The sequence below is a fragment of the Micromonospora sp. WMMD1102 genome, assembly GCF_029626265.1.
Classification (GTDB): Bacteria; Actinomycetota; Actinomycetes; order Mycobacteriales; family Micromonosporaceae; genus Plantactinospora.
Window position 1 is genome coordinate 1 of sequence record NZ_JARUBN010000008.1, and the last position, 21,268, is coordinate 21,268.

Genomic DNA, 21,268 nt, shown 5'->3' on the forward strand with positions numbered 1-21,268 from the left:
GGCACCCCGTGCTTGTGCGCGGTCCGGACCACCCAGGGGGAGAGCAGCGGGTACGGGTTGTGCAGGTGCAACACGTCCGGCCGGTGCTCGGTGATCAGCCGGCTCAGCTCCTGCTGCGCCTTCGGCGCGTAGATCGGGGAGATCGGCAACAGCGCCTTGGCGGTCGGGGAGAACTCCGCGATCTCGTCGGAACTCCGCAGGAAGGGACGGACGGTCACCCCGGCGGCCCGGAGCTGGACGATCTCCTGGTCGACGATGGTGTTCTCGCCGGACGGCTGCGCCTCGCGGTACCGGTTGTGCGCGACGATCACCTGCACGCCGGTCGCCCCTCCTCCATGATCGGGTCCTTCCCGTCCCGCGCGTCGGGCGCGTGGCCGGGATTGAACGCTACCGTTTATCCCGTGCCCGAGTTACCTGAGGTGGAGGCGCTCGCCGGCTACCTGCGCGAGCGGGCGGTCGGCCGGCGGGTCGACCGGATCGAGGTGGCGGCGATAAGCGCCCTGAAGACGTACGATCCGGCGCCGTCGGCGGCTGCCGGACGGCAGGTCACGACGGCGGGCCGGCACGGCAAGTTCCTCGACGTGACGCTGGCCGGCGACGGTGTGCCGGACGTGCACCTGGTGGTGCACCTGGCCCGGGCCGGCTGGCTGCACTACCGGGAGTCGTTCAACTCGGGCCTGCCGCTCAAGCCGGGCAAGGGCCCGATCGCGCTGCGGGTACGACTCGACGACGGGTCCGGTTTCGACCTGACCGAGGCCGGTACCCAGAAGAAGCTCGCCGTGTACCTGGTGACCGATCCGGCGCAGGTGCCCGGGGTGGCCCGGCTCGGGCCGGACGCGCTCGCCGCCGAGCTGTCCACCTTCGCCGAACGGCTGCGCGGTCGACGGGGCCAGGTCAAGGGCGTGCTGACCGACCAGGAGGTGCTGGCCGGGATCGGCAACGCGTACTCGGACGAGATCCTGCACACCGCGAAGCTGTCGCCGTTCGCGCTCACCAACCGGCTCACCGACGAGCAGTTGGCGACGCTGCACGCGGCGACCCGGCAGGTGCTCGGGGACGCCGTGGAGCGCTCGCTCGGCCAGCGGGCGGCGGAGTTGAAGGGGGAGAAGCGGGCCGGGCTGCGGGTGCACGCCCGGACGGGGCTGCCCTGTCCGGTCTGTGCCGACACGATTCGTGAGGTGTCGTTCGCCGACTCGAGCTTGCAATACTGTCCGAAGTGTCAGACCGGCGGCAAGCCGCTCGCCGACCGCCGGCTCTCCCGGCTGGTCCGTTGACCGGTCGGCGGCCCCGCTTGATCGATCGGGTTCGCTGGTTGCGTGCTTGTGTTTGTATGTTGAGCGAAACTGCTTGTACGTTGAGTGATCCCGGCCCCTACTCCGGGTCGAAACCGCCCACTGGGCAAGAAACCGGCAACCGCCGGGCTCTACCGCCACCGTGCTCCGTCGGTATAGTGACCCCGGTCTGCGACTCCGCTGCGGGCGGTCCGGCTCTCGTTGCTGGCGAGGCGGGCGGCGTGCTGTCCCTCGGGTCGGCGTCACCGACGATCACGATTCGTCCGGCCGCGCCACGAGACGGCGCTGGCGGACGAACCGGGATCGGGGCCGGCAGGGGAGAGACTGAGACGGTGGGCGACCCGAGCCCCTTACGGCAGAGGGGCGGCACGTGTCACGCGGGAGGACGTGGGTGAGGTGACGACAAGCCTCCAACGCCCGGTAGGCAACGGCCAACCGAGTACTCTGCGTCACGTCGACAGCTTCGAGATCCAGCCACCGACCGCTCCGCAGCCGAACGGGGTCCCCCGCTCGGCGTGGGCGCGGGCGCGTCGGCGGGTCTCCCGCTGGCACCGGCCGTACATCGCGATCCTGCTGCTGCTCGACTTCGGCGCGGCGGTCCTGGCGAGCTGGCTCGCGATCCAGTCGTTCGACCAGGCGGCGGCCGGTTTCACCGACGCGGACAAGGACCCCACCTGGTTCCATACCGTCTCCTACCTGCTGTTGCCGCTCGGCTGGCTGATCGTGCTCTGGGCCAACGGCGCGTACGACCGCCGCTACCTCGGGCTCGGCACCGACGAGTTCAAGCGGGTCACCCGGGCCGGCGTGGCGGTCGCGGCCAGCGTCTCGTTCCTCGCCTTCGCCACCAAGACCGACCTGTCCCGGTGGACCGTCGGCACCGCGCTGCTCGGCACCCTGCTGCTGGTCCTGGTCGCCCGTTCCACCGCCCGGCTGCTGCTGCACACCGTGCGTCGCCGGGCCGGGCAGGCCGCCCAGCGGATCGTGCTGGTCGGCACCCTGCCGGAGGCGCTGGAGGTCTACAAGGCGATCAAGCGGGTGCCCGCCGCCGGGCTGGTGCCGGTGGCGATCCACCTCACCGACGGTTACGCCGCTGCCCGGGGCATCGAGACGCCGATCCCGGTCTACGCCGGCCGCGACATCCTCTCGCTGGTCCGGGAGGTCGGCGGCGACACCATCGCGGTCTGCGGGTCGGCCAGCACCGAGCCGGGCGAGCTGCGCCGGCTGGCCTGGCAACTCGAAGGCTCCGGCGTCGACCTGATCGTGGCGCCGCAGCTCACCGACATCGCCGGCCCCCGGGTGCACATCCGGCCGATCGAGGGCCTGCCGCTGCTGCACGTCGAGGAGCCGACCCTCTCCGGCCCGGCGCTGCTGGCCAAGAACCTGCTGGACCGGTTCGCCGCCGGGCTGGGGCTGCTGCTGCTGGTCCCGCTCTTCGTCGCGGTCGCGGTGGCGATCCGGATCTCCGACCCCGGGCCGGTCTTCTTCCGGCAACCCCGGGTGGGGCACGAGGGCCGGACGTTCCGGGTCTGGAAGTTCCGGACCATGTACGTCGACGCCGAGCAGCGGCTGGCCAGCCTGGTCGACCAGAACGAGACCGACGGCATGCTCTTCAAGATCAAGGAGGATCCCCGGGTCTTCCCGGCCGGGCGGTTCCTCCGGGCCAGCTCACTCGACGAGCTGCCCCAGCTGATCAACGTGCTCCGGGGCGAGATGTCCCTGGTCGGCCCCCGCCCGCTCCCGGCCGACGACGGCGACTTCCTCGGCGACGTCCGGCGCCGGCTGCTGGTCCGGCCCGGCATCACCGGGCTGTGGCAGGTCTCCGGCCGCTCCGACCTCTCCTGGGACGAGGCGGTCCGGCTCGACCTCTACTACGTCGACAACTGGTCGCTGGCGTACGACCTGAGCATCCTGTGGCGGACCGTCGGGGTGGTACTGGCCCGCAAGGGCGCCTACTAGCCGTACGTCCGGGCCGTAGCCGGACCCACGGGTCGGGCGGCGGGGGATTCCGGCCGGATCGTGGCTTGGCGAACCGGCCGACCAACCGTCAGGATCTCTGGGTGGGGATGCCCGACCTGTCCACGGCGGTCGCCGTGGTGGCGATGATCAGTGCGCTGGCGGCTGCGCTGTTCGCCGTCGTGCGGCTGCGCGCCCGGCGGGGCATCGCCACCGCCACCCAGCGGGCCACCTACGACGTGCTGCACACCGCCGGGCTGGCCGCCGAGCCACTGCGGGCCGGGCTCACCCCGGCCGGTGCGGCCAAGGCGGTACGCCATCTGCGTACCCTGGTCGGCTCCGCCGGGCTCGCGCTGGCCGAGCCGGACCGGCTGCTCGCCATCGACGGGCGCGGCGGCCACCACGGCGAGCAGTTGCTGGCCGCCGCCGCCGGCACCATCCGGACCCGCCGGTCGACGGTGCTCGGCGAGTCCGACCTGCGCTGCGACCGGGTCGACTGCCCGGTCCGGGGCGCCGTGATCGCCCCGCTGACCGGCCCGGACGGGCGGGCCGGGGCGGCGCTGGTGGCGATCGCCGACGACCAGCCGGCCCCCGGGCTGGTGCAGGCCGCCCTGGAAACCGCACACTGGGCCGGCGCCCAGCTCGCCCTCGCCGAACTCGACTCGTCCCGGGAGCGGCTGGCCCGGGCCGAGGTGCGCGCCCTGCGCGCCCAGATCAGCCCACACTTCATCTACAACGCGCTGACCGCGATCGGCTCGTTCGTCCGGACCGACCCGGAGCGGGCCCGGGAACTGATCCTGGAGTTCGCCGAGTTCACCCGCTACTCCTTCCGGGCGCACGGCGAGTTCACCACGCTCGCCGAGGAACTGCGCTCGATCGACAGGTACCTGACGATCGAGCGGGCCCGGTTCGGCGACCGGCTCCAGGTGAAACTCCAGATCGCCCCGGAGGTGCTGCCGGTCAGCCTGCCGTTCCTCTGCCTGCAACCGCTCGTCGAGAACGCGGTCCGGCACGGGCTGTCCCGCAAGCCGGGGATGGGGATGCTCAGCATCGAGGCCCGGGACGCCGGGGCAGAGTGCCACATAACGGTCGAGGACGACGGGGTGGGGATGGACCCGGCGGTGCTGGTCGCCGGGATCGCCGACGCCGCCGCCGACCCGGCCGACGACTCCGGCCAGCACGTCGGACTCTCCAACGTGGACGAACGACTCCGGTCGGTCTTCGGGGACCAGTTCGGCCTGGTCGTCGAGACCGACCTCGGATCGGGTACGAAGGTGAGCATGCGGATACCGAAGTTCCACCGTCATGTCCGGGCGAGCGCGTGAGGGCTGAACCGTGACCGGTTTCCTGCGCGTGCTGGCCGTCGACGACGAGCCACCGGCGCTCGACGAGCTGGCGTACCACCTGCGGGCCGATCCACGGGTCTCCCGGCTGCACACCGCCGGAGACGCCACCGAGGCGCTGCGGGTGCTCCGGGACGCCGACGTCGACGTGGTCTTCCTGGACATCCGGATGCCGGGGCTGGACGGCATGGAGCTGGCCCGGGTACTCCGCCGGTTCGCCCGGCCACCCGCGATCGTCTTCGTCACCGCGTACGACGACGGCGCCGTCGACGCCTTCGACCTCGGCGCCACCGACTACGTCCGCAAACCGGTCCGGGCCGAACGACTCGCCGAGTCGCTGCGCCGGGTCGTCGGCTCCCGGGTGGTACCCGCCCATCCGGCGGCCCTGGCCCGGGCCGAACCCGACCCGACGATCCCGGTCGAGCTGGCCGGCACCACCCGGATGCTGCCCCGCTCGGCCGTACGCTGGGTCGAGGCGCAGGGCGACTACGCCCGGCTGCACACCTCGGACGGGTCACACCTGGTCCGGGTGCCGCTGGCCACCCTCGCCGAACGCTGGGCCGACGCGGGATTCGTCCGGATCCACCGGTCGTACCTGGTGCAGCTCCGACTGATCGCCGAACTCCGGCTCGCCAACTCCGGGTACGTGGTGGTGATCGACGACTCCGAACTGCCGGTCAGTCGCCGGCACACCCGGGAACTGAAGGACAAGCTGGTCCGCGCCGCCAAGCAGGACTGGAACCGCTGACGAGGTCGGCGGCGTCGGGCGTACCGCCGGTCAGAGGTGCTGCCGGTCAGGGGTGCTGCCGGGGGTCGAGTTCGGCGGCTCGTGCGGTGAGGTGGCGCCGCTCGGGCAGGCTGGCGGTGCGCCGGGCCGCCGCCCGGTAGCCGGCCGCCGCCCCGGCCCGGTCCCCGGAGAGTTCGGTCAGGTGGGCGCGGGTGGCGAGCAGCCGGTGGTGGGTCGCCATCCGCTTGTCCGCGGCGACGGTCTCCAACAGCTCCAGCCCGGCCGCCGGCCCGCGCACCATGGCGACCGCGACCGCCCGGTTCAGCGTCACCATCGGGTTCGCCGCGGTGAGCTGTTCGAGCAGCTCGTAGAGGGCGAGGATCTGCGGCCAGTCGGTCCTGTCGACGTGCTCGGCCTCGTCGTGCACCGCCGCGATCGCCGCCTGCACCTGGTAGGGCCCGACCGGCCCCCGGGGCAGCGTCTCGGTGATCAGCGCGACGCCCTCGGCGATCCGCTCCCGGTCCCAACTTCCCCGGTCCTGCTCGGCCAGCGGCACCAGGCTGCCGTCCGGCCGGGTCCTGGCCGGCCGCCGGGCGTCGGTGAGCAGCATCAGCGCGAGCAGCCCGGCCACCTCGGGATCCTCCGGCAGCAGCCGGTGCAGCCAGCGGGTGAGCCGGATCGCCTCGTCGGAGAGCCGCGGCGCGGTCAGCTCCGGCCCGGTCGTCGCGGTGTAGCCCTCGTTGAAGACCAGGTAGAGCACGTGCAGCACCGCGCCCAGCCGCTCGGCCCGGTCCGGCCCGTCCGGCGGCTCGAACGGCAGGCCGCTGCTCCGGATCATCTGCTTGGCCCGGCTGATCCGCTGCGCCATCGTCGCCTCCGGCACCAGGAAGGCGGCGGCGATCTGCCCGGTGGTCAGGCCGCCGACCGCGCGCAGCGTCAACGCGATCCGGCTGGCCTGCGACAGCGCCGGATGACAGCAGAGGAAGAGCAGGGTCAGCGAGTCGTCCCGCTCGGTGCCCGGGTCGGCGTCCGCCGGCCGGCCCAGCAACTCGGCCTGCGGGGTCGCCGCGAACACCGCGTCCTCCCGCCGCCGCCGGGACGCCTCGCTGCGGAACTCGTCCAGCAACCGGTGCACGGCGACCGTCACCAGCCAGCCCCGGGGATTGTCCGGAATCCCCTCGGCCGGCCAGCGCAGGGCGGCCCGGAGCAGCGCCTCCTGGGTGGCGTCCTCGGCCGCGTCGAACCGGCCGTACCGGCGGACGAGCGCGCCGAGGACCTGCGGCGCCAACTCGCGCAGCAGCTCCTCCACGGCCCGGTCGACGCTCACCCGTGATCGACGTTCCCGTGCACGGTCAGGCCAGGTCTGCGGCGGACTCGTGCAGGATCGGCCAGACCTCGACCGGTTCCTGGTCCGCCCAGGGCATGTCGGCGGCGATCTCGTACGCCCGCGCCTCGCTGTCGCAGTCGAGCAGGTAGAAGCTGGCGATGTACTCCTTGGTCTCCAGGTACGGCCCGTCGGTGACGGCCGGGGCGCCACCCTCGCGCCGGACCAGCCGGGCCGCGGCGGCGTCGGCCAGCCCGTACCCGCCGAGCAGTTCACCGGTCTCGTGGTAGCGCCTGTTGAACGCGTCCTGCTTGGCGATCTCCTCCGGCCACGACTCCGCCGGGATCGAGTCCCACTTCTCCTGGTTGCCGTAGATCAGCAGCAGGTACTTCATCTCGGATCCTCCGCCTCGCTCGTCCTGCCGTACCCGGTCGGCACGCCGTCACCCTACGGACGGAGCCGGCGCCGCGTCCTCGACATCGCCGGCCAGCCACGATCGGCGGTGCGGTTGCCGGACGGTGCGACAATGCACTACTTCGCAGGGTGCGTGCCGCCGGACCTGCCGGCAGCCCGGCCGGGCGATATCGACATCAGCGCTCCGGCCGCGCCACGTGGCGCGGCCGGCGTACCACACGGGGGATCTGACCGATGCTCGACGCCGAGACGACCCAGGTACTCGAACCTGTGCCGCCACCGTCACCGCCACCAGCGCCGAAGCGGAGTCGCGCCCGCGGCTACTGGCTGCTGGCCATCGGGATGCTGATCGTGCTGCTGGCCGGTGCCACGCTCTACGCGATCGCGCCGCTGCGCACCCCGCTGCCCACGGCGGCCGTCACGCGTACCCTGCCGGAGGCGACGAGGATTCCCGGCAAGGCGCCGGTGGTGCCGTGGCCAAGGACCGGGCAGGCCGCGCTCTCGGTCGAGGGGGTCGGCTCGTTCGGCACCTCCGGCGGGAACGAGCCGGTGCCGATCGCCAGCGTGACCAAGGTGATGACCGCGTACGTCATCCTCACCGAGCACCCGCTCGACCGGGGCGAGCACGGGCCGAAGCTGACGGTCAGCGCGGCACAGGCCGCCGCGTACCCGGCGGAGCTGGCCCGGGGCGAGTCCCTGGTGCCGGTCGTCGCGGGCGCGGTCTTCACCGAACGCCAGGCGCTCCAGGCGGTGCTGCTGCCGTCGGCGAACAACATGGCCCGGATCCTCGCCGCCTGGGACGCCGGCAGCGTCGAGGCGTTCGTCGAGAAGATGAACGACACCGCCGACGCGCTCGGGATGAAGGACACCCGCTACACCGACCCGTCCGGGCTCGACCCGGGCACCGTGAGCACCGCCGTCGACCAGGTGATCCTGGCCCGCAAGGCGATGGAACTGCCGGCGTTCGCGGAGATCGTCGCGCAGAAGAAGGCCACCCTGCCGGTCGCCGGCGAGGTGAAGAACTACAACTCGCTGGTCGGCCGGGACGGCGTGGTGGGGATCAAGACCGGCTCCACCGACGAGGCCGGCGGCTGTCTCGTCTTCGCCGCCGTCACCAGGGTCGGCGGTCGGAAGATCACCATCGTCGGTGCCGTGCTCGGCCAGCCCGGCGCGAACACCCCGGTGCAGCTCGACCGGGTCTTCAAGGCGACCCGCCCGCTGGTCCGGACCGCCGCCGCCGCGCTCACCGTGCATCCGGTCGTCAAGGTCGGCGACCAGGTCGCCACCGTGCAGGGCCCGCTCGGCACCGGCACCACGATCCACGCCGGGAAGGAGCTGTCCGTGGTCGGCTGGCCCGGCATGCGGGTACGGCTGGACGTCGACATCCCGGCCGTACCGGACCGGCTTGCGGCGGAGACCGAACACGGCTCGATCACCGCGGTCGCCGGCCACGGTGCGCCGGTCACCGGCACACTCCGCTCCGGGGTACGCCTCGAACCGCCGAGCGACTGGGACCGGATCCGGCAGCACCGCTGAGCGGGGCTCGGGGCCCGGTCGGACGTTCGTGCCGTCCCGACCGGGCCCCGCAGCGGTAGCGGGTTCAGGACGTCGGCTGGGTAAACCGGATGCTGTTGCCGAACGGGTCGCGCAGGCCGCAGTCGATACCGTACGGCCGCTCGGTCGGCTCCTCGGTGAACTCGACACCCTTGCCGAGCAGCGTCTCGTACGTCTTCCGGCAGTCGTCCGTACTGAAGATCAACCAGCCACCGGTCGCGCCCTTCGTCAGCAGCTCGCGTACCTGCTGCGCCGTCTCCTCGGACAGGGCCGGCGGCCCCGGCGTCGTCAGCAGGATCTGCCGCTCCGGGTCGCCGGGGACGTTGACGGTCAACCAGCGCATGAAACCGAGATCGGTGTCGGTATTGACCTCCAGGCCGAGCTTGCCGACGTAGAAGTCAAGGGCCTCGTCCTGGTCGAGGACGAAAATCTGCGAGTGCGTGATGGCGTTGAACATGCCCATCACGCTACGGATCGGCCGGGCCGAGAACTTATCCGAAACTGCTCAGTCTGCTGTGCCGTATCCGCAGCTCAGCGCAGATCGACGGTGGGTCTCGTCCAGGCCATCGTGAAACAGTTCGGCACGTTCGGGGGCGCTGCCGGGCGCTCCTTCCGGTACTCCCTCGGGGAGCTGCCGACGATCTCCCGGAAGGTACGGCTGAAGGTGCCGAGGCTGCCGAAACCGACACCGAAGCAGATGTCGGTGACACTGCGGTCGGTCTCCCGGAGCAGGAACATCGCCCGCTCGACCCGACGCCGCTGGAGGTAGCGGTGCGGCGTCTCGCCGAACGTCGCCCGGAAGGTACGCGTGAAGTGCGCCTCCGAGACGTGCGCGATCCGGGCCAGCGCCGGTACGTCCAGCGGCTGCGCGTACGCCCGGTCCATCGCGTCCCGGGCCCGAAGCATCCGGCGGTTGTTCTCCTCAGCGGCCCGACTCACACTTCCATCACACCACGGCGTCCCGCCGCGTCAGACGCCCCAGATCAGCCCGGTGCCGAGCACCGCCACCACCGGGCGCCGGCTGAGCCGCTGCTGTAGGTAGAGCTGCGCCAGCCGAACATCAGTTCAGGGTCCGCTGGGTCACTACCGCCAGCGGGCCGAGTACGGGTAGGGCTGTCCCTACAGCGGTGCTCCAGCGTTCCTGATGCTGCCGGTCAGCGGGAAGGTGACCCCGGTGAGCTGCTCGGAGGCCGTCCACAGGCGCCGTGCGAGGGCGTCGTCGCGGGCAGCTGCGGAGCGGCCAACCAGCCTGGCCCCACCGCGCGTCTGCAGGAAGCCGGTCGGGCCGGCGTAGCTGTTGCCCGGGATGTCCGCCACCGCCGCGTAGAGGGTGGGCAGCGCCCCGTCCTCCTCGCTCTGCGAAAGCAGGTTGACGACTCTCCGCTGGAGCGCCTCGATCCAGGGGCGTTCGCCGGCCGGGCGCAGCAGGTTCGTGGCCGCCATTCCGGGATGCGCGCGGATCACACCGGTCCAAAGCACCGGTCCAAACATCAGTTCACACCAGGCAGAAGGCGAAGGACGTGTCTCGACGTCTCGCTTACAAGCTCCGCGCATCGCGTCCGCACACGCCGGGAACGGCTGCACGCTCCGAACTTCGTCCATGCCAGCGCTCGTCAACACGCCACCGTCCGACCCGACTGCTGTCAGTCGGGCCTTCCGGGCTGCGGTATCGTCTGGCGCCGGCTATTCGAGTAATCCTGGCGCCAACGTCTGTTTGTGGTTCCCGAGGTAGCGGTAATCGGACGTACTGGAGGTTGATCGCGTGGCTTCGAAGGTCGACGATCGGATTCAGAAAGCACTGCGTCGCGGTGCCTCTTCGTTGAATCTTGCTGAGCTTGAATTGGCGTTCCTGCCCGAGACGCTGGGCAACCTCACCAACCTCACCGAGCTCCACCTGTACGACAACGAGCTCACCGCGCTGCCCGACACACTGGGCAACCTCACCAACCTCACCAACCTCTACCTGGCCCACAACCAGCTCACCGCGCTGCCCGACACACTGGGCAACCTCACCAACCTCACCAAGCTCCACCTGACCAGCAACCAGCTCACCGCGCTGCCCGACACACTGGGCAACCTCACCAACCTCACCAAGCTCCACCTGACCAGCAACCAGCTCACCGCGCTGCCCGACACACTGGGCAACCTCACCAACCTCACCGGGCTCTACCTGCACGGCAACCAGCTCACCGCGCTGCCCGGCGCCCTAGGCAACCTCACCGACCTCAGCGATCAGCTCCCCTGGTTCTGAACCGCCGCAAAGCGAGACCACCCTTTGGCCATCCCGTCTGCCATCGACCCGCCCAAACGTGGAAGCGGGCCGCCGCCCGGCTTGCCACGTCAAGCGGACCTTGACTTCCTGGTGAACGGCGACGAGTCGGGGACGGGGGTGACGGCGCGCTCCATGTAAGGGCAGGCCATCGGCCTGCCCACGACTCCTGCCCAAGGGTCGCAGAGGCTCTGAGGTCAAGTGCGGCCCGCAGGGCCGTCGCTTGCGATACGTAGCGCCCTTGAGCTTGGAGGAGCAGCCCGGCACAATCGCGCCGGCCACCCCGGCCCCGACGGCCGAAACCCGCTGCGCGGACCCGGCGTGCCCTTTTCTGCGCCGCGTCGCTCGGGCACGGCGTGGCCGGCCGCCAGCGACGAACCTCCACCACTCTCAGACCGATCCAGGGCTTTCGCAAGGTCGAGATATGCCCGTTTTAGACAAGTCCAAGGAGTCGTAGGGATCGGTACGGGTCTCGGCCGTTTCGGCGGAGGGCTGGCGCGATCGAGGTGACGCCGTCCAGGCGGAGAAGGCTGATTGCGGTGTTGCGGAGGGTGGCTAGGGCGCGGGATGCGTTGCCCGTCCGCAGCCGGCTGGCGTCCTCGCGGTAGGTGGTGTCGCGAACATGGTGAAGTACCTCGATGGCCCAGTGTCCGCGTAGCCAGTCGGCCACGTCGGCAGGGCTGGCCTGAGCTGCGGTAAGGCTGGTGATTGCGTACACGGTGACGGTGGACCAGTGGCCGGTGGCCGCGTTGTACCGGCGGCGTCGGATCCGCAGCGCCTGAACCGCGTACGGCAAGTCCAGCGTGAGCGGTCCGAGGCAAGGGCGGCAAGCCGAAGAAGAGCGACACCTCGAAAAAGGGCGACGGGCCGAAGAAGGCGGGCAGGGGCAAGCGGCGCGGCGACGACCCGGACGACGGGATGGCCGGCGCGGTGGCCCGGCGGCGCTAATGGCCCGTGGATGGCCCAAAGCATGATCGCGGCTCGGAGCATATCAGAGGCCCTGGCTGGGACTGATGTCCTGACCAGGGCCTTTCGGTTGGAGCGGGTGACGGGAATCGAACCCGCACTGTCAGCTTGGGAAGTGTCGAAGGTAGGCCGCCTGACCAACTGGCGCCCTGGTCACGGCGATCATCTAGCGGCCCCGGACGGCCTCCGCTGTCCTGGCCCAATGGCACGTTAATGGCACGCCGTCGACATGAGCGCTTGGTCGACCTCACGCGCGAGGCGTGGAAGTCGATAGCCATCGGTGCTGGCGTCGCTTTGCGGATACCAGTTGATCTTATCCATGGGGTTTCCTCGGCTGCCGTTACAGCGCAGCCTCCTCAGCTCGGTTCACCTGTATCAATAGTCATGCGGGCCATCAAAGGCGAGTATCGGCCCGACCTATCCACCCAACAGCAGGGCTATTGCGTGTTTGGTCGAGTGGCCGTTGAACTGGGGATTCCCGGGGTGGGCGGACCCTTGCGGGGTTGAGGAAGGCGGGTGAGGCCTGTAGGTGATCATGGAGTTCTCGACGCTCCCGGACACCTTGAGGACCTCACCCGCGATGTCAGCATGCCCGATTCAGGTACTGTCCGCAGTTCGCACCCCCACCGACTCGCCACCGCGCCTTGTCACCGAGGGTGAAGAAGCTGGGCTCCAGCACTCGTTGGCCACCATCGCGGACCCCCGGTCCCCGCGTGGGGCGCGTTACCCGCTCGTCGGGCTACTGACCGTCGCGGTGTGCGCCGTGACCGCCGGCGCATCATCGTTCGCGGCCATCGCGGACTGGCTGCACGACCTCGATGACCTCGCCAGGGCCCGGCTCGGGTTCATCCGCGCCGTCCCGGCCGCGACCACGATCTGGCGGCTGCTGACCAGGTTGGACGCTGACCTGCTGGCCACCGTGCTCGCCGACTGGCTGCGTACCCGCGTCCCGCCTCCGGTCACGCCCCGACCTCGGCGGTACCGGATCGTCATCGCCATCGACGGCAAGACCATGCGCGGCGCCCGCCGCGCCGATGGCAGCCGGGTCCACCTGCTGTCCGCGCTGGACACCAGCACCGGCATCGTGCTCGCTCAGGTCACCGTGGCCGCGAAAAGCAACGAAATCCCCGCGTTCACCCCACTGCTGGACGCGGTCGAACAGGTTCTGGGTAGCCTGGACGGCCTCATCTTCGTGGCCGACGCCCTCCATACACAGACCAGCCACGCGACCGAGGTCGCCGCTCGCGGCGCCGACCTGCTCATCCCGGTCAAAGGTAACCAGCCGACCGTGTTTGCCCAGCTCAAGGCCTTGCCCTGGGCCCAGGTCCCGGTGGGTGACCGACGCCGCGAAACCGGTCACGGCCGGCGGGAGACCCGCACGGTCAAGGCGCTCACCGTAGCCACCCCCGGCGGTCTGCTGTTCCCTCACGCCGAGCAGGCCGTCCGGATCACCCGCACCCGCACCCTCAAGGGCAAGACCACCAGGGAAACCGCCTACTACACCATCTCCCTCCCCGCCGAGCACGCCCAACCCGCGGACCTGCAGTCCTGGGCCCGAAACGAGTGGCTGATCGAGAATCAGGTCCATCATGTCCGCGACGTCACGTTCCGTGAAGACCTCCACCAAGCCAGAACCGGCACCGGCCCCGCAATCATGGCGACGCTACGTAACACCGCGGCCAGTTACCACCGCACCAACGGCGATACCAACATCGCCCGCGCCACCAGACGCGCCGACCGTCGCCCGCACGACCTCATCACTGCAATGACCAGCAGCTACCCCAGAACGCAATGACCCTGACCCAACAGCCAGTAGCGGCCAGAACACTGAGATATCTACCCTAAGCCTCTCGCGAGATTCACGGTGGTGACGATGGCTCGGCGTGCCGTCTGGGTGGCAGTGCTCAACATCAGCTGGCGAACCGCGGAGAAGATTGCGGCCAAACATCAACTGACCTGCGACGAGGTACGGGACGCCGTGGTCTGCGTTGCCGGGTTGACGTACAGCTGGGACATCGATGAACATCGTGGGGAGCGAGCGATCATCCAGGTCGAGCTTCGAGGAAGACGCGCCCTGGTTGTCCTATATCCATCCGATGACCCGATTGGGGACGTTTGGAACCTAGGCAGCGCTTACTTTGTTGATAGCTAGCCAGCCACACCAGGAGAAGGGATGATGACCCCATGGCCAGCAACGACGAGTTCTATGAGGCTGACGAGCCGGTAGACAAGATCATAGAGGCGTTCAACCGGGGCGAGAAGGGCGTCACAGGGCGGCCGACCTGGTCAAACACCTCGTACCTGAAGCTACCGGGACGGGTGGAGCAGATCATCAGCAACCTGACCAACAAGTCGACGCGAGAGTTACCCGCCCACTGATGGCTTCACCCGTCGAAGCGCAGCTCATCCTCTGCGACGCTGCGCAGGCTGAGTCTGGCAAAGTCCACATGCTGGGGGCAGGTTGGTCCGTTACGTCCTCCCCCACCGCGCCCCATGCCGTTGCAGTCCTGATCAAGATCCCATGGGATCGGGCAAACCAGCGCCTCCCCCTCAAGCTACAGCTACTGGACTCGGATGGGCGGCCAGTCAAGGTCCCTACAGCAGACGGTGAAGCCTCCATTGCAACCGAGGCCGGCGTCGAGGTCGGGCGACCACCCGGGTTGGCCCCTGGCACAATGCTTGATGCTTCTTTCGCTTTCAACGTCCCATCCCTTCCCCTCGCGCCGGGTCGCTACGAGTGGCGCATGACGTTTGCAGAACAAGAGTATGTAGCAGCATTCACGGTCGGTCGTCGCTAGCACGGACGACGACAGGGCCGACGCCCAGGTGTACCGGTGCTCATGGCGCACGACGTGAGTATGGATCCTGAATATCGAAGGCCCTGGCTGGGACTGATGTCCTGACCAGGGCCTTCGTTGTTGGAGCGGGTGACGGGAATCGAACCCGCACTGTCAGCTTGGGAACTCGCTGAGGCGCCGATCCGAGCCAAGGTCAACGGGCCGCACTCCTGGTCACGGTGCCCGCAGGTGACCGTCGTTCCCCGTGGCTTCCCGGCGCTACGGGCACGTAGGGGGCACGGGCGACGGCCCGGTACGCCTGGACGCCCACGACGGGCAGTGACCCGGGGCGCTCGGTGGCAAGCCAGTCCGGGGTGTGGACTGGCGCGGCAGCCGGAAGCCCCAACCTCGACGGCGGCCAGCCCTGCCGGCTTCCGTACCGCCGCGAGGCTGTGGGATTGTCGAGGTATGCAGATCATCCAGAAGGGTCATGCCGCGTAGGCGCCCGAGGCAGGTGCGAGCTTCCAAGCTTCGTGCCCGACAGCTGGACGGCCTTACGTTTCGCGTAGCCGGCCTCTCATACCGAGGGCTCCAAGCCATCGCATACCTGGAACGCTCCCGTTTCACGGAAGGTGCCGTCGCGCGGGCGCTTCGGGCGTGGGCGGACTTCGTCCAGGACCCGTGGCACCGGCTGTGGGACCCCCAGTACGGCTGTGGCATCTTGGAGTGTTGCCCGGACCTGCGAGAGGTTCGTCAGATCCTTGAAGCTGCGGCTTCCGTACTGCCATCACGGGACGCCCGTCGATTCAGGGCAGACGTCGCCAAGATTGACGAGTTGTGGTGACCGTCTGGCAGCCAGTCGGGGGCGCGGGGGCGGTTCCCGCCAGGGTTCGGGGGCTTCCCGCCCCGGCCGCGAAGCGGTCCGGGGCGGTGCTCCGCCGGGCGGCCTGCCGCCCCGGCGCGGCGCCGCGCAGCGGCGCTCTTGATCAGGTACAGCCGGATTCGGCAGCACACGAGTTGCAGTGGTCCAAGCCCAGGGGGCAGGCGGACTGGGCGATGGCACGGTGCCCTTCGAAGCACCCTCGATCTGGTGGCGCCTCCCTGGCTTCTGGCCTGGTCAACCGGTTGAACCCGCCACACCCCCCTAGACAACCGGCTGCCGCAAATGAAGGAACCGAGAGGCGCGAGACAACGATCATGGGCGGCAGCTAACGTATGAGCTTGACCAGCGGTACCCAAACGAAGCGAGGAACCAGGTGTCAGCGCAGACGAAGGGCGAGACGGCGAACCAAGCACCGCTCTTCCAGGTTGATGCCGCTTCCTCCGTTCCCGGCAAGACATCACTGTCTCCAAAGCGGCCACGGGTCGAGAAGTCCGGACTTGCAGATATCTTCCCCTACTATGCTGGCTTTTCCTTTGAGTGGGCCTGCCGGGAACTAAGAAGACACCCGATTCGAGTCGAAGAGCCAATCCTAGACCCATGGAACGGAAGCGGGACGACTACGCTAGCAGCACGTCTTATAGGGCTGGCGTCGGTAGGGGTTGATCGAAATCCGGTAGCGAATGTTGTCGCGCAGCTTCGGCTAAGATCGGGAGCCGTTAGTATCTCTGAGGGTGATTCGCCTCCCGGCAGCAGAGACTTAGATCCCTCCGACCCTTTGCTCTCATGGTTCGAGTCGGAGACTGCCTCAAGGCTTCGGGATTGGACGCGGTATTCAGAATCACTGCCACAATCTCAGTCCGCTTTAACCTACGTGTCACTCTTCAACGTAGTACGCGCCCTCACTGGCAGTTTCCAGGGGTCAAACCCGACTTGGATTCGCAGAACGGGGCCAAACCGGCCAAGAGTAGCTGTACCACTGGACGTGCTAGATGGGCTCGTCCGTAACGAGCGATCGCGAATCGCGGATCGGTTACCACAACGAGTAGATGCATCGGGGCCCGTAGTGCTCGCCACAGGCTCGTCTCGCAGCCTCCCGCTGTCCGATAGCTGTGTGGGGAGAGTATTGACTTCGCCACCGTATCTAACCCGGATTGACTACGCGATCGCCTACGCAAGGGAATTTGCACTGGTAGGAGTAAACGTTTTTGAGGATAGGGAGATTCGGTCCGAACTCATGGGCACTACCCTCATACGAACTAATACGCCCGACAGCCTACCGCTCGGTACAGTCGCATCCAGCCTGCTCGAGCAGATTAGCGCACACGCTAGCCGAGCATCGAACGGCTACTACCTCAAGCAAGCCCGCCAGTACTTCGACGACCTCACGTGCAGCCTCGATGAGATATCGCGGGTTTGTGTTGCCGGTGCAATAATGACGCTCGTAGTGCAAGATTCCTACTATAAAGAGTTACCCATCCACTTGGGGGCAATCTGCAAAGAGGAGGCGGAGCGTCGTGGTTGGGATCTAGTTGAGGAAGTACCATTTGAGGTCAACAGATCGCTCGTTTCTTTAAACAAATCCGCGCGCCAATATCAGAAAGGGCCGGTGTCAGAAACAGTGGTAACGCTGCGGAAGCAGTAATAGACCTAACCAGCCGCTGACGACACACCGTACCTGATGGTGCTTTGGCAGTCGACGTCCTACTCCGCCTTCTAACCTCACGGGCTATACCGCGCAACAGCCACGTCTGGTAGAACATGAACTATGGCGATCGACCACTCGGTCCTACAAGCGGAGCTTGCAGAGCACCGGCAAGCAGTTGACGTGGACTTCTTCGACCTATCCTTACGGGAGCTGGCCAGGATGGTTGAGGAGAGGGAGGTCCGGATTGCGCCAGAGTTCCAGCGGCAATTCCGCTGGAATGATCAATTGCAGTCTGCGCTGGTTGAGTCCTTTTTGCTTGGGTTGCCCGTCCCAGCAATCTTCGTAGCCACGAATGGTGATGGGACTTGGGAGGTTGTCGATGGCTTACAAAGGATTTGCACTCTCCTGAGATTCATGGCCATTGACGCGCCCGAGTCCGACCTTCTGCACTTCTCGCAACGGCCGCTTCGATTGACCGGACTTAAGACTCTCGAGGGTTTTCAAGGCGTATCGTACGAAGATCTTCCCCGCCCCATAAAGCTCATGTTTGAGCGCCGCTATCTTCGTATCCAAGTGCTGAGTGACAAATCAGACTTGGACGTGCGATTTGAGCTGTTCCGTCGTCTAAACCAAGGAGCAGTGGAGCTATCCGGGCAGGAAGTCAGGGCGTGCGTATATCGAGGTACACTGAATACTTTAGTCGAAAATTTGGCCGAATACGAGCCGTACACGAGACTGCTCAAGCTCAAAGAAGTCGACAAGAGGAATGGAACTGCAGCAGAGATGGTTCTCAAATTCTTCGCGTATCTCGATGACGTGGAAAGCTTCCAAGGAAGTGTCACGGGCTTTCTAAACGAATACATGAAGAAGCATACTAATATCACCGACACCGAGGCACGGCGACAGGAGTTCCACAAGTGCGTTGATTTCTTGGGAGCCATCGTCAACGGGCCGTTCCTCCGATCAGGAACCAAGGTAACACCGCTTAACCACCTTGAAGCAGTACTCGTGGGGATCGCTCGCGTATTCAGGGCGGGAAAGGTGCCGATACGGCCGGAGGGCGACTGGCTCAACGACCCAGAGATGTTGGAGTTCGTCAGAACGGGCACCAATGCAAGAAGAAGCGTGATCGGCCGCGTGAATCGCGCAGAAGAACTCTTTAGCCCAAGATGACCTACGCGATAGAGACTATCTTCGAAGAGGCGTCACGGCTGATCGCTCGCGAAGATCGGCGACTACAGGCTCTAGACCAAGCCCGAGTGAATCTCATCCAGGACCAATTTGATGCCGACGGTGTTGCGGCGATGAATCGTGCACTCACGTTTGTCGTCTGCGCAGGGATTCTAGAGCAGTTGATGAGGGACCTCCCCGCAGCGCTTTCGTCCGATCTCTGCGCCCTGCGAGTCCCGCGTAAGCGACTTCCGATGGGTTTGCTCGCAATTCTTGAAGCCGTCGAGTTTAGGCGTTGTGCGGAACAAAACGTAGCATCATTCTCGTCTCGAGCAAAGTTGCTCCGAAGCATCTCGCTTCACTCGGGCGACGAGAGGTTGATCAGCGACTTCTCTGACGATCTCAAACTCGCCGACGGAAAGACAGTCAACGAGAGGCAGTTCTCTGCGCTATGGGAATTACTTGATCTTCCGGGGGAATGGCGCAACGACCCGAAGGATCTACTTCTCCTCAAGGAGATACAGGCAAAGCGGAACTCCATTGCACACTGGGAGCAAGATCCCGTTGCAGTTGGTCGCATGAAGACCTATGTCCAGTTACGCGAGACAACACGGTCGCTGGGCCTACTTCTTGACCATGTCCAGCTACATCTCTGCGACTGGCTTGATAAGATGGCTCGTCTGCAATTATTGTCAACCCCCTGACGCCAAGTGCAGAGCTACTATAGATTAGGCGTAGATCTCGTATTCCAGCTCGGTTCTATCGGCAGAAAACGCCATTTCACAAGCAACTTCAACAACTCTTACATCCGCCATCGTTCGGCGGGTTACGGCGATGATCGGTGCCCCCGGCGGTAATCGGAGTGCGTCAGCCTCCTCACCCGTAGGCATACGTGTCCGCACAAGCTCTTGAATCTTGGTCACGATAACGCCAAGGAGCCGTAGCTGCGCAACGTGTCCGCCAGGCCAAGGTTCGCGGCTAGGGTCAAATACCGTAGTGCCGGCGACCATATCGAGCAAATAGTAAGATGTGGTCAGCTGTTGGGGTACAGCGTGAGCGCTGGTGAGTAGACGGCGCTCCAGCAGCATCCTTCCGGGTTCGACGCCGAACAGTTGAGCAAGTTTAGGAGTGGCGGGTATCTCCTGGTGCTGCGCGTCGACCTGGTCGTCTTTGTCGACTCCGCTCGTGGTGGCCAACTGACCGGGCAGAGCTACGTCATGGGTCTTTATCTGGTAACGGTCGTACGCAAGTCGCCGTACAGGGAGGTCGGGGCGGGCGTAGGTGCCTCGGCCGTGTTCGGTCACGACCAGGCCCTCACTGCGGATCACGTTGATGGCTTCGCGGATAGTCCCGCGAGCGACGTGGAACTCGGCCGTTAGCGCGCTCTCGGAGGGGATGAGGGCACCAGCTGGTATGGCGCCTGCGGCGATGCGGCGTCGGAGTTCGTCGGCGATGGCGCGGTACCGGGGTTGTCTGTGCGGGGTTGGCACGGGCATCACCGTACCTGTCTGCCGTGTTCTCGGCAGCCATCCATAGCCTTCATGGATGTATAGACAAGCTGCCTGGTTGTAGGTACCTTTCTGATGTGCGGTCGGGGTAGCTGGTCTGGCAAGGGGTTGGCATGCCGTCACCTCGGCCGCGCATCCAAAGTGCATTGCCGCGCCGAGCAGTGGTTCGACGCGATCCCGCGTGTGCCTGAGCTGGGCACGGCGATACCCGACGCCGCTCTCCGGGCGGTGCGCCGTGCCGTCATCGGGCCGGTGGCCGGTCCAGCCTCCGCCAGGAAGCCGGCCACCGGCTCTCTCAATCACCCTGCAAGGAGGTCGTGATGCGCCGTGTTCGCTTACCTGTCTGGCTCGCGTTCTGGCGGTCGCCTGGGCGCCACAGTCGACGGCCAAGGTCGGCGCCGTCCACACGCCGAGTCGTGGCCTACGCGACTCCTCGGCCCGCTGTGCCGTCCTGGGCTACGGCTCGAACGCGTGAGTACGTCTGTTGGCGGGATGTGCCGCTGTTGACGCTCGGGCAGGAGTTCCGGGGACGTGGCGGGAGGTGGTCCCGGTGAGCAGGGCGCCTCGGCAGCGGCCCGAGGTAGCACATCCGCCGTGGTGTGTGCCTCAGCGGTGTGAGTTCGTGGTGCCGCCGCAGACGCAGCACCCGCTTCGCCATCACAAGGGTCCGGTACGGAGTTTCGGCGACCGGCGCGGCGGTGGCAGCGTCGTCGTGTACCTGTTCGCCGGGCAGGCAGGTCAGCCAATGATCGGGCTTCATGCTGTCGGCCGGTGGCGGGGATCCGGCGGGGCAGTGCTTCGGCTGGCCGAGGTATGGCGCCTCGCTCGGCACCTGGACGAGCTGCTGCACCAGGCCGGATTCACTCCACCACGGGCAGACGACGATGGCCGGGAGTGACCACAACGCCGCAGGGTTGCCGTGGACGAGGGACCTGCGGCGTGACGCGTGCCCCGTCTGGTGTCAGGGCTGCCTGGCCGCGGACACGAGGCACCGTAGCCGGATGGCGACCGTCGGCCGGGAGGGCAGCGGCTGGCTCAGCGTCCAACTCGTCGCCGATCGCGGCGCCGCGCACGCTCCGCTGTTGAAGGTCGACGTCACGCGCTACGGGTCTACCGAAACCGTGCTGCTCACGTTCGCGCAGACCGGCCGCATCCTCGCCGAGATCATCCACTTGCCGCATCCGGTCGGGGCCTGGCAGCTCCGAGAAGATCCGCTGCTTGGGGACGAGGGCGGTGACTGACCGGCGCGACAGGTCGACGGCCCGGCAGACGTATCAACGTCTAGGCGGTAGCGTAAGCGCCGTGAACTCTCGTGACTGGCGTCCGCGCTACCTCCAGCTTGCGGAGGATCTGCGCGCCCGGATCGAGAGCGGCGAACTTCCCCGGGGTACGGCCATGCCGAGCGAGACGGAGTTGGCCGACTCCTCCGGCCTGTCCCGGACC

20 protein-coding genes are annotated in these 21,268 nt (G+C 67.3%); 12 read left to right on the plus strand and 8 right to left on the minus strand.

Going from position 1 to position 21,268, the window contains the following annotated elements; all coding sequences use genetic code 11:
• The coding region (locus tag O7626_RS41310; protein WP_347404889.1) for a glycosyltransferase at positions 1 to 317 on the minus strand (317 nt) is incomplete at its 3' end.
• Positions 318 to 401: 84 nt separating this feature from the next.
• Between O7626_RS41310 and O7626_RS41315 the strand changes: the two genes are divergently transcribed.
• The 4 genes from O7626_RS41315 (at position 402) to O7626_RS41330 (ending at position 5,336) form a co-directional block, all read left to right on the plus strand.
• Positions 402 to 1,274 (plus strand): DNA-formamidopyrimidine glycosylase family protein, encoded by an 873-nt coding sequence (locus tag O7626_RS41315; RefSeq protein ID WP_278065261.1) that lies wholly within the window; start codon positions 402 to 404, stop codon positions 1,272 to 1,274.
• A gap of 405 nt (positions 1,275 to 1,679) precedes the next feature.
• Entirely contained in the window at positions 1,680 to 3,248 is a 1,569-nt protein-coding gene (locus tag O7626_RS41320) for a sugar transferase (RefSeq protein WP_278065260.1), read from the plus strand.
• 101 nt (positions 3,249 to 3,349) lie between these two features.
• Entirely contained in the window at positions 3,350 to 4,570 is a 1,221-nt protein-coding gene (locus O7626_RS41325; RefSeq protein WP_278065259.1) for a histidine kinase, read from the plus strand.
• A gap of 10 nt (positions 4,571 to 4,580) precedes the next feature.
• A complete protein-coding gene (locus O7626_RS41330) occupies positions 4,581 to 5,336 on the plus strand; it encodes a LytTR family DNA-binding domain-containing protein (protein WP_278065258.1) in 756 nt (251 codons plus the stop codon).
• 46 nt (positions 5,337 to 5,382) lie between these two features.
• Here O7626_RS41330 and O7626_RS41335 read toward each other — a convergent pair whose 3' ends face one another.
• Together O7626_RS41335 and O7626_RS41340 are read right to left on the minus strand one after the other, a co-directional pair.
• Positions 5,383 to 6,642, minus strand: a complete 1,260-nt coding sequence (locus O7626_RS41335; RefSeq protein ID WP_278065257.1) for a sigma-70 family RNA polymerase sigma factor — start codon at positions 6,640 to 6,642, stop codon at positions 5,383 to 5,385.
• A 25-nt stretch (positions 6,643 to 6,667) separates the two neighbouring features.
• Positions 6,668 to 7,033, minus strand: coding sequence for a YciI family protein (locus tag O7626_RS41340; RefSeq protein WP_278065256.1), 366 nt, complete (start codon positions 7,031 to 7,033; stop codon positions 6,668 to 6,670).
• Between the two features lie 254 nt (positions 7,034 to 7,287).
• Between O7626_RS41340 and O7626_RS41345 the strand changes: the two genes are divergently transcribed.
• Positions 7,288 to 8,589, plus strand: coding sequence for a D-alanyl-D-alanine carboxypeptidase (locus tag O7626_RS41345; RefSeq protein WP_278065255.1), 1,302 nt, complete (start codon positions 7,288 to 7,290; stop codon positions 8,587 to 8,589).
• Between the two features lie 64 nt (positions 8,590 to 8,653).
• Here O7626_RS41345 and O7626_RS41350 read toward each other — a convergent pair whose 3' ends face one another.
• The 3 genes from O7626_RS41350 to O7626_RS41360 form a co-directional block, all read right to left on the minus strand.
• Positions 8,654 to 9,064 carry a VOC family protein gene (locus O7626_RS41350; RefSeq protein ID WP_278065254.1) on the minus strand — a complete coding sequence of 137 codons (411 nt, stop codon included), beginning with the start codon at positions 9,062 to 9,064 and terminating at the stop codon, positions 8,654 to 8,656.
• Between the two features lie 74 nt (positions 9,065 to 9,138).
• The gene (locus O7626_RS41355) at positions 9,139 to 9,546 is read right to left on the minus strand and encodes an AraC family transcriptional regulator (protein ID WP_278065253.1); all 408 of its coding nucleotides are present in this window, start codon (positions 9,544 to 9,546) and stop codon (positions 9,139 to 9,141) included.
• 180 nt (positions 9,547 to 9,726) lie between these two features.
• Positions 9,727 to 10,086, minus strand: coding sequence for a hypothetical protein (locus O7626_RS41360; protein WP_278065252.1), 360 nt, complete (start codon positions 10,084 to 10,086; stop codon positions 9,727 to 9,729).
• 340 nt (positions 10,087 to 10,426) lie between these two features.
• Here O7626_RS41360 and O7626_RS41365 point away from each other — a divergent pair, with 340 nt between their 5' ends.
• Complete coding sequence (locus O7626_RS41365; protein ID WP_278065251.1) at positions 10,427 to 10,858, plus strand: leucine-rich repeat domain-containing protein; 432 nt, start codon at positions 10,427 to 10,429, stop codon at positions 10,856 to 10,858.
• A gap of 451 nt (positions 10,859 to 11,309) precedes the next feature.
• Here O7626_RS41365 and O7626_RS41370 read toward each other — a convergent pair whose 3' ends face one another.
• Entirely contained in the window at positions 11,310 to 11,672 is a 363-nt protein-coding gene (locus tag O7626_RS41370) for a transposase (protein WP_278065250.1), read from the minus strand.
• A gap of 852 nt (positions 11,673 to 12,524) precedes the next feature.
• Between O7626_RS41370 and O7626_RS41375 the strand changes: the two genes are divergently transcribed.
• The 4 genes from O7626_RS41375 (at position 12,525) to O7626_RS41390 (ending at position 19,021) form a co-directional block, all read left to right on the plus strand.
• On the plus strand, positions 12,525 to 13,637 hold the full coding sequence (locus O7626_RS41375) for an ISAs1 family transposase (RefSeq protein WP_278060713.1): 1,113 nt from the start codon (positions 12,525 to 12,527) through the stop codon (positions 13,635 to 13,637).
• Between the two features lie 389 nt (positions 13,638 to 14,026).
• Positions 14,027 to 14,221 carry a hypothetical protein gene (locus tag O7626_RS41380; RefSeq protein WP_278065249.1) on the plus strand — a complete coding sequence of 65 codons (195 nt, stop codon included), beginning with the start codon at positions 14,027 to 14,029 and terminating at the stop codon, positions 14,219 to 14,221.
• Between the two features lie 3,046 nt (positions 14,222 to 17,267).
• Entirely contained in the window at positions 17,268 to 18,320 is a 1,053-nt protein-coding gene (locus O7626_RS41385) for a DUF262 domain-containing protein (protein WP_278065248.1), read from the plus strand.
• A gap of 86 nt (positions 18,321 to 18,406) precedes the next feature.
• Positions 18,407 to 19,021, plus strand: coding sequence for a hypothetical protein (locus tag O7626_RS41390; protein WP_278065247.1), 615 nt, complete (start codon positions 18,407 to 18,409; stop codon positions 19,019 to 19,021).
• Positions 19,022 to 19,045: 24 nt separating this feature from the next.
• Here O7626_RS41390 and O7626_RS41395 read toward each other — a convergent pair whose 3' ends face one another.
• On the minus strand, positions 19,046 to 19,807 hold the full coding sequence (locus O7626_RS41395; protein ID WP_278065246.1) for a GntR family transcriptional regulator: 762 nt from the start codon (positions 19,805 to 19,807) through the stop codon (positions 19,046 to 19,048).
• Between the two features lie 1,019 nt (positions 19,808 to 20,826).
• On the opposite strand from O7626_RS41395, the gene O7626_RS41400 reads away from it, so the two are divergent.
• Together O7626_RS41400 and O7626_RS41405 are read left to right on the plus strand one after the other, a co-directional pair.
• Complete coding sequence (locus tag O7626_RS41400; RefSeq protein ID WP_278065245.1) at positions 20,827 to 21,066, plus strand: hypothetical protein; 240 nt, start codon at positions 20,827 to 20,829, stop codon at positions 21,064 to 21,066.
• Between the two features lie 61 nt (positions 21,067 to 21,127).
• The coding region (locus O7626_RS41405; RefSeq protein ID WP_278066758.1) for a GntR family transcriptional regulator at positions 21,128 to 21,268 on the plus strand (141 nt) is incomplete at its 3' end.

What these genes read in the sequence shown, in the direction of transcription:
- O7626_RS41340 (WP_278065256.1), bottom strand. Translation starts at nt 7,033, where the DNA reads ATGAAGTACCTGCTGCTGATCTACGGCAACCAGGAGAAGTGGGACTCG.
- O7626_RS41345 (WP_278065255.1), top strand. Translation starts at nt 7,288, where the DNA reads ATGCTCGACGCCGAGACGACCCAGGTACTCGAACCTGTGCCGCCACCG.
- O7626_RS41350 (WP_278065254.1), bottom strand. Translation starts at nt 9,064, where the DNA reads ATGTTCAACGCCATCACGCACTCGCAGATTTTCGTCCTCGACCAGGAC.
- O7626_RS41380 (WP_278065249.1), top strand. Translation starts at nt 14,027, where the DNA reads ATGGCCAGCAACGACGAGTTCTATGAGGCTGACGAGCCGGTAGACAAG.
- O7626_RS41385 (WP_278065248.1), top strand. Translation starts at nt 17,268, where the DNA reads ATGGCGATCGACCACTCGGTCCTACAAGCGGAGCTTGCAGAGCACCGG.
- O7626_RS41400 (WP_278065245.1), top strand. Translation starts at nt 20,827, where the DNA reads ATGGCGACCGTCGGCCGGGAGGGCAGCGGCTGGCTCAGCGTCCAACTC.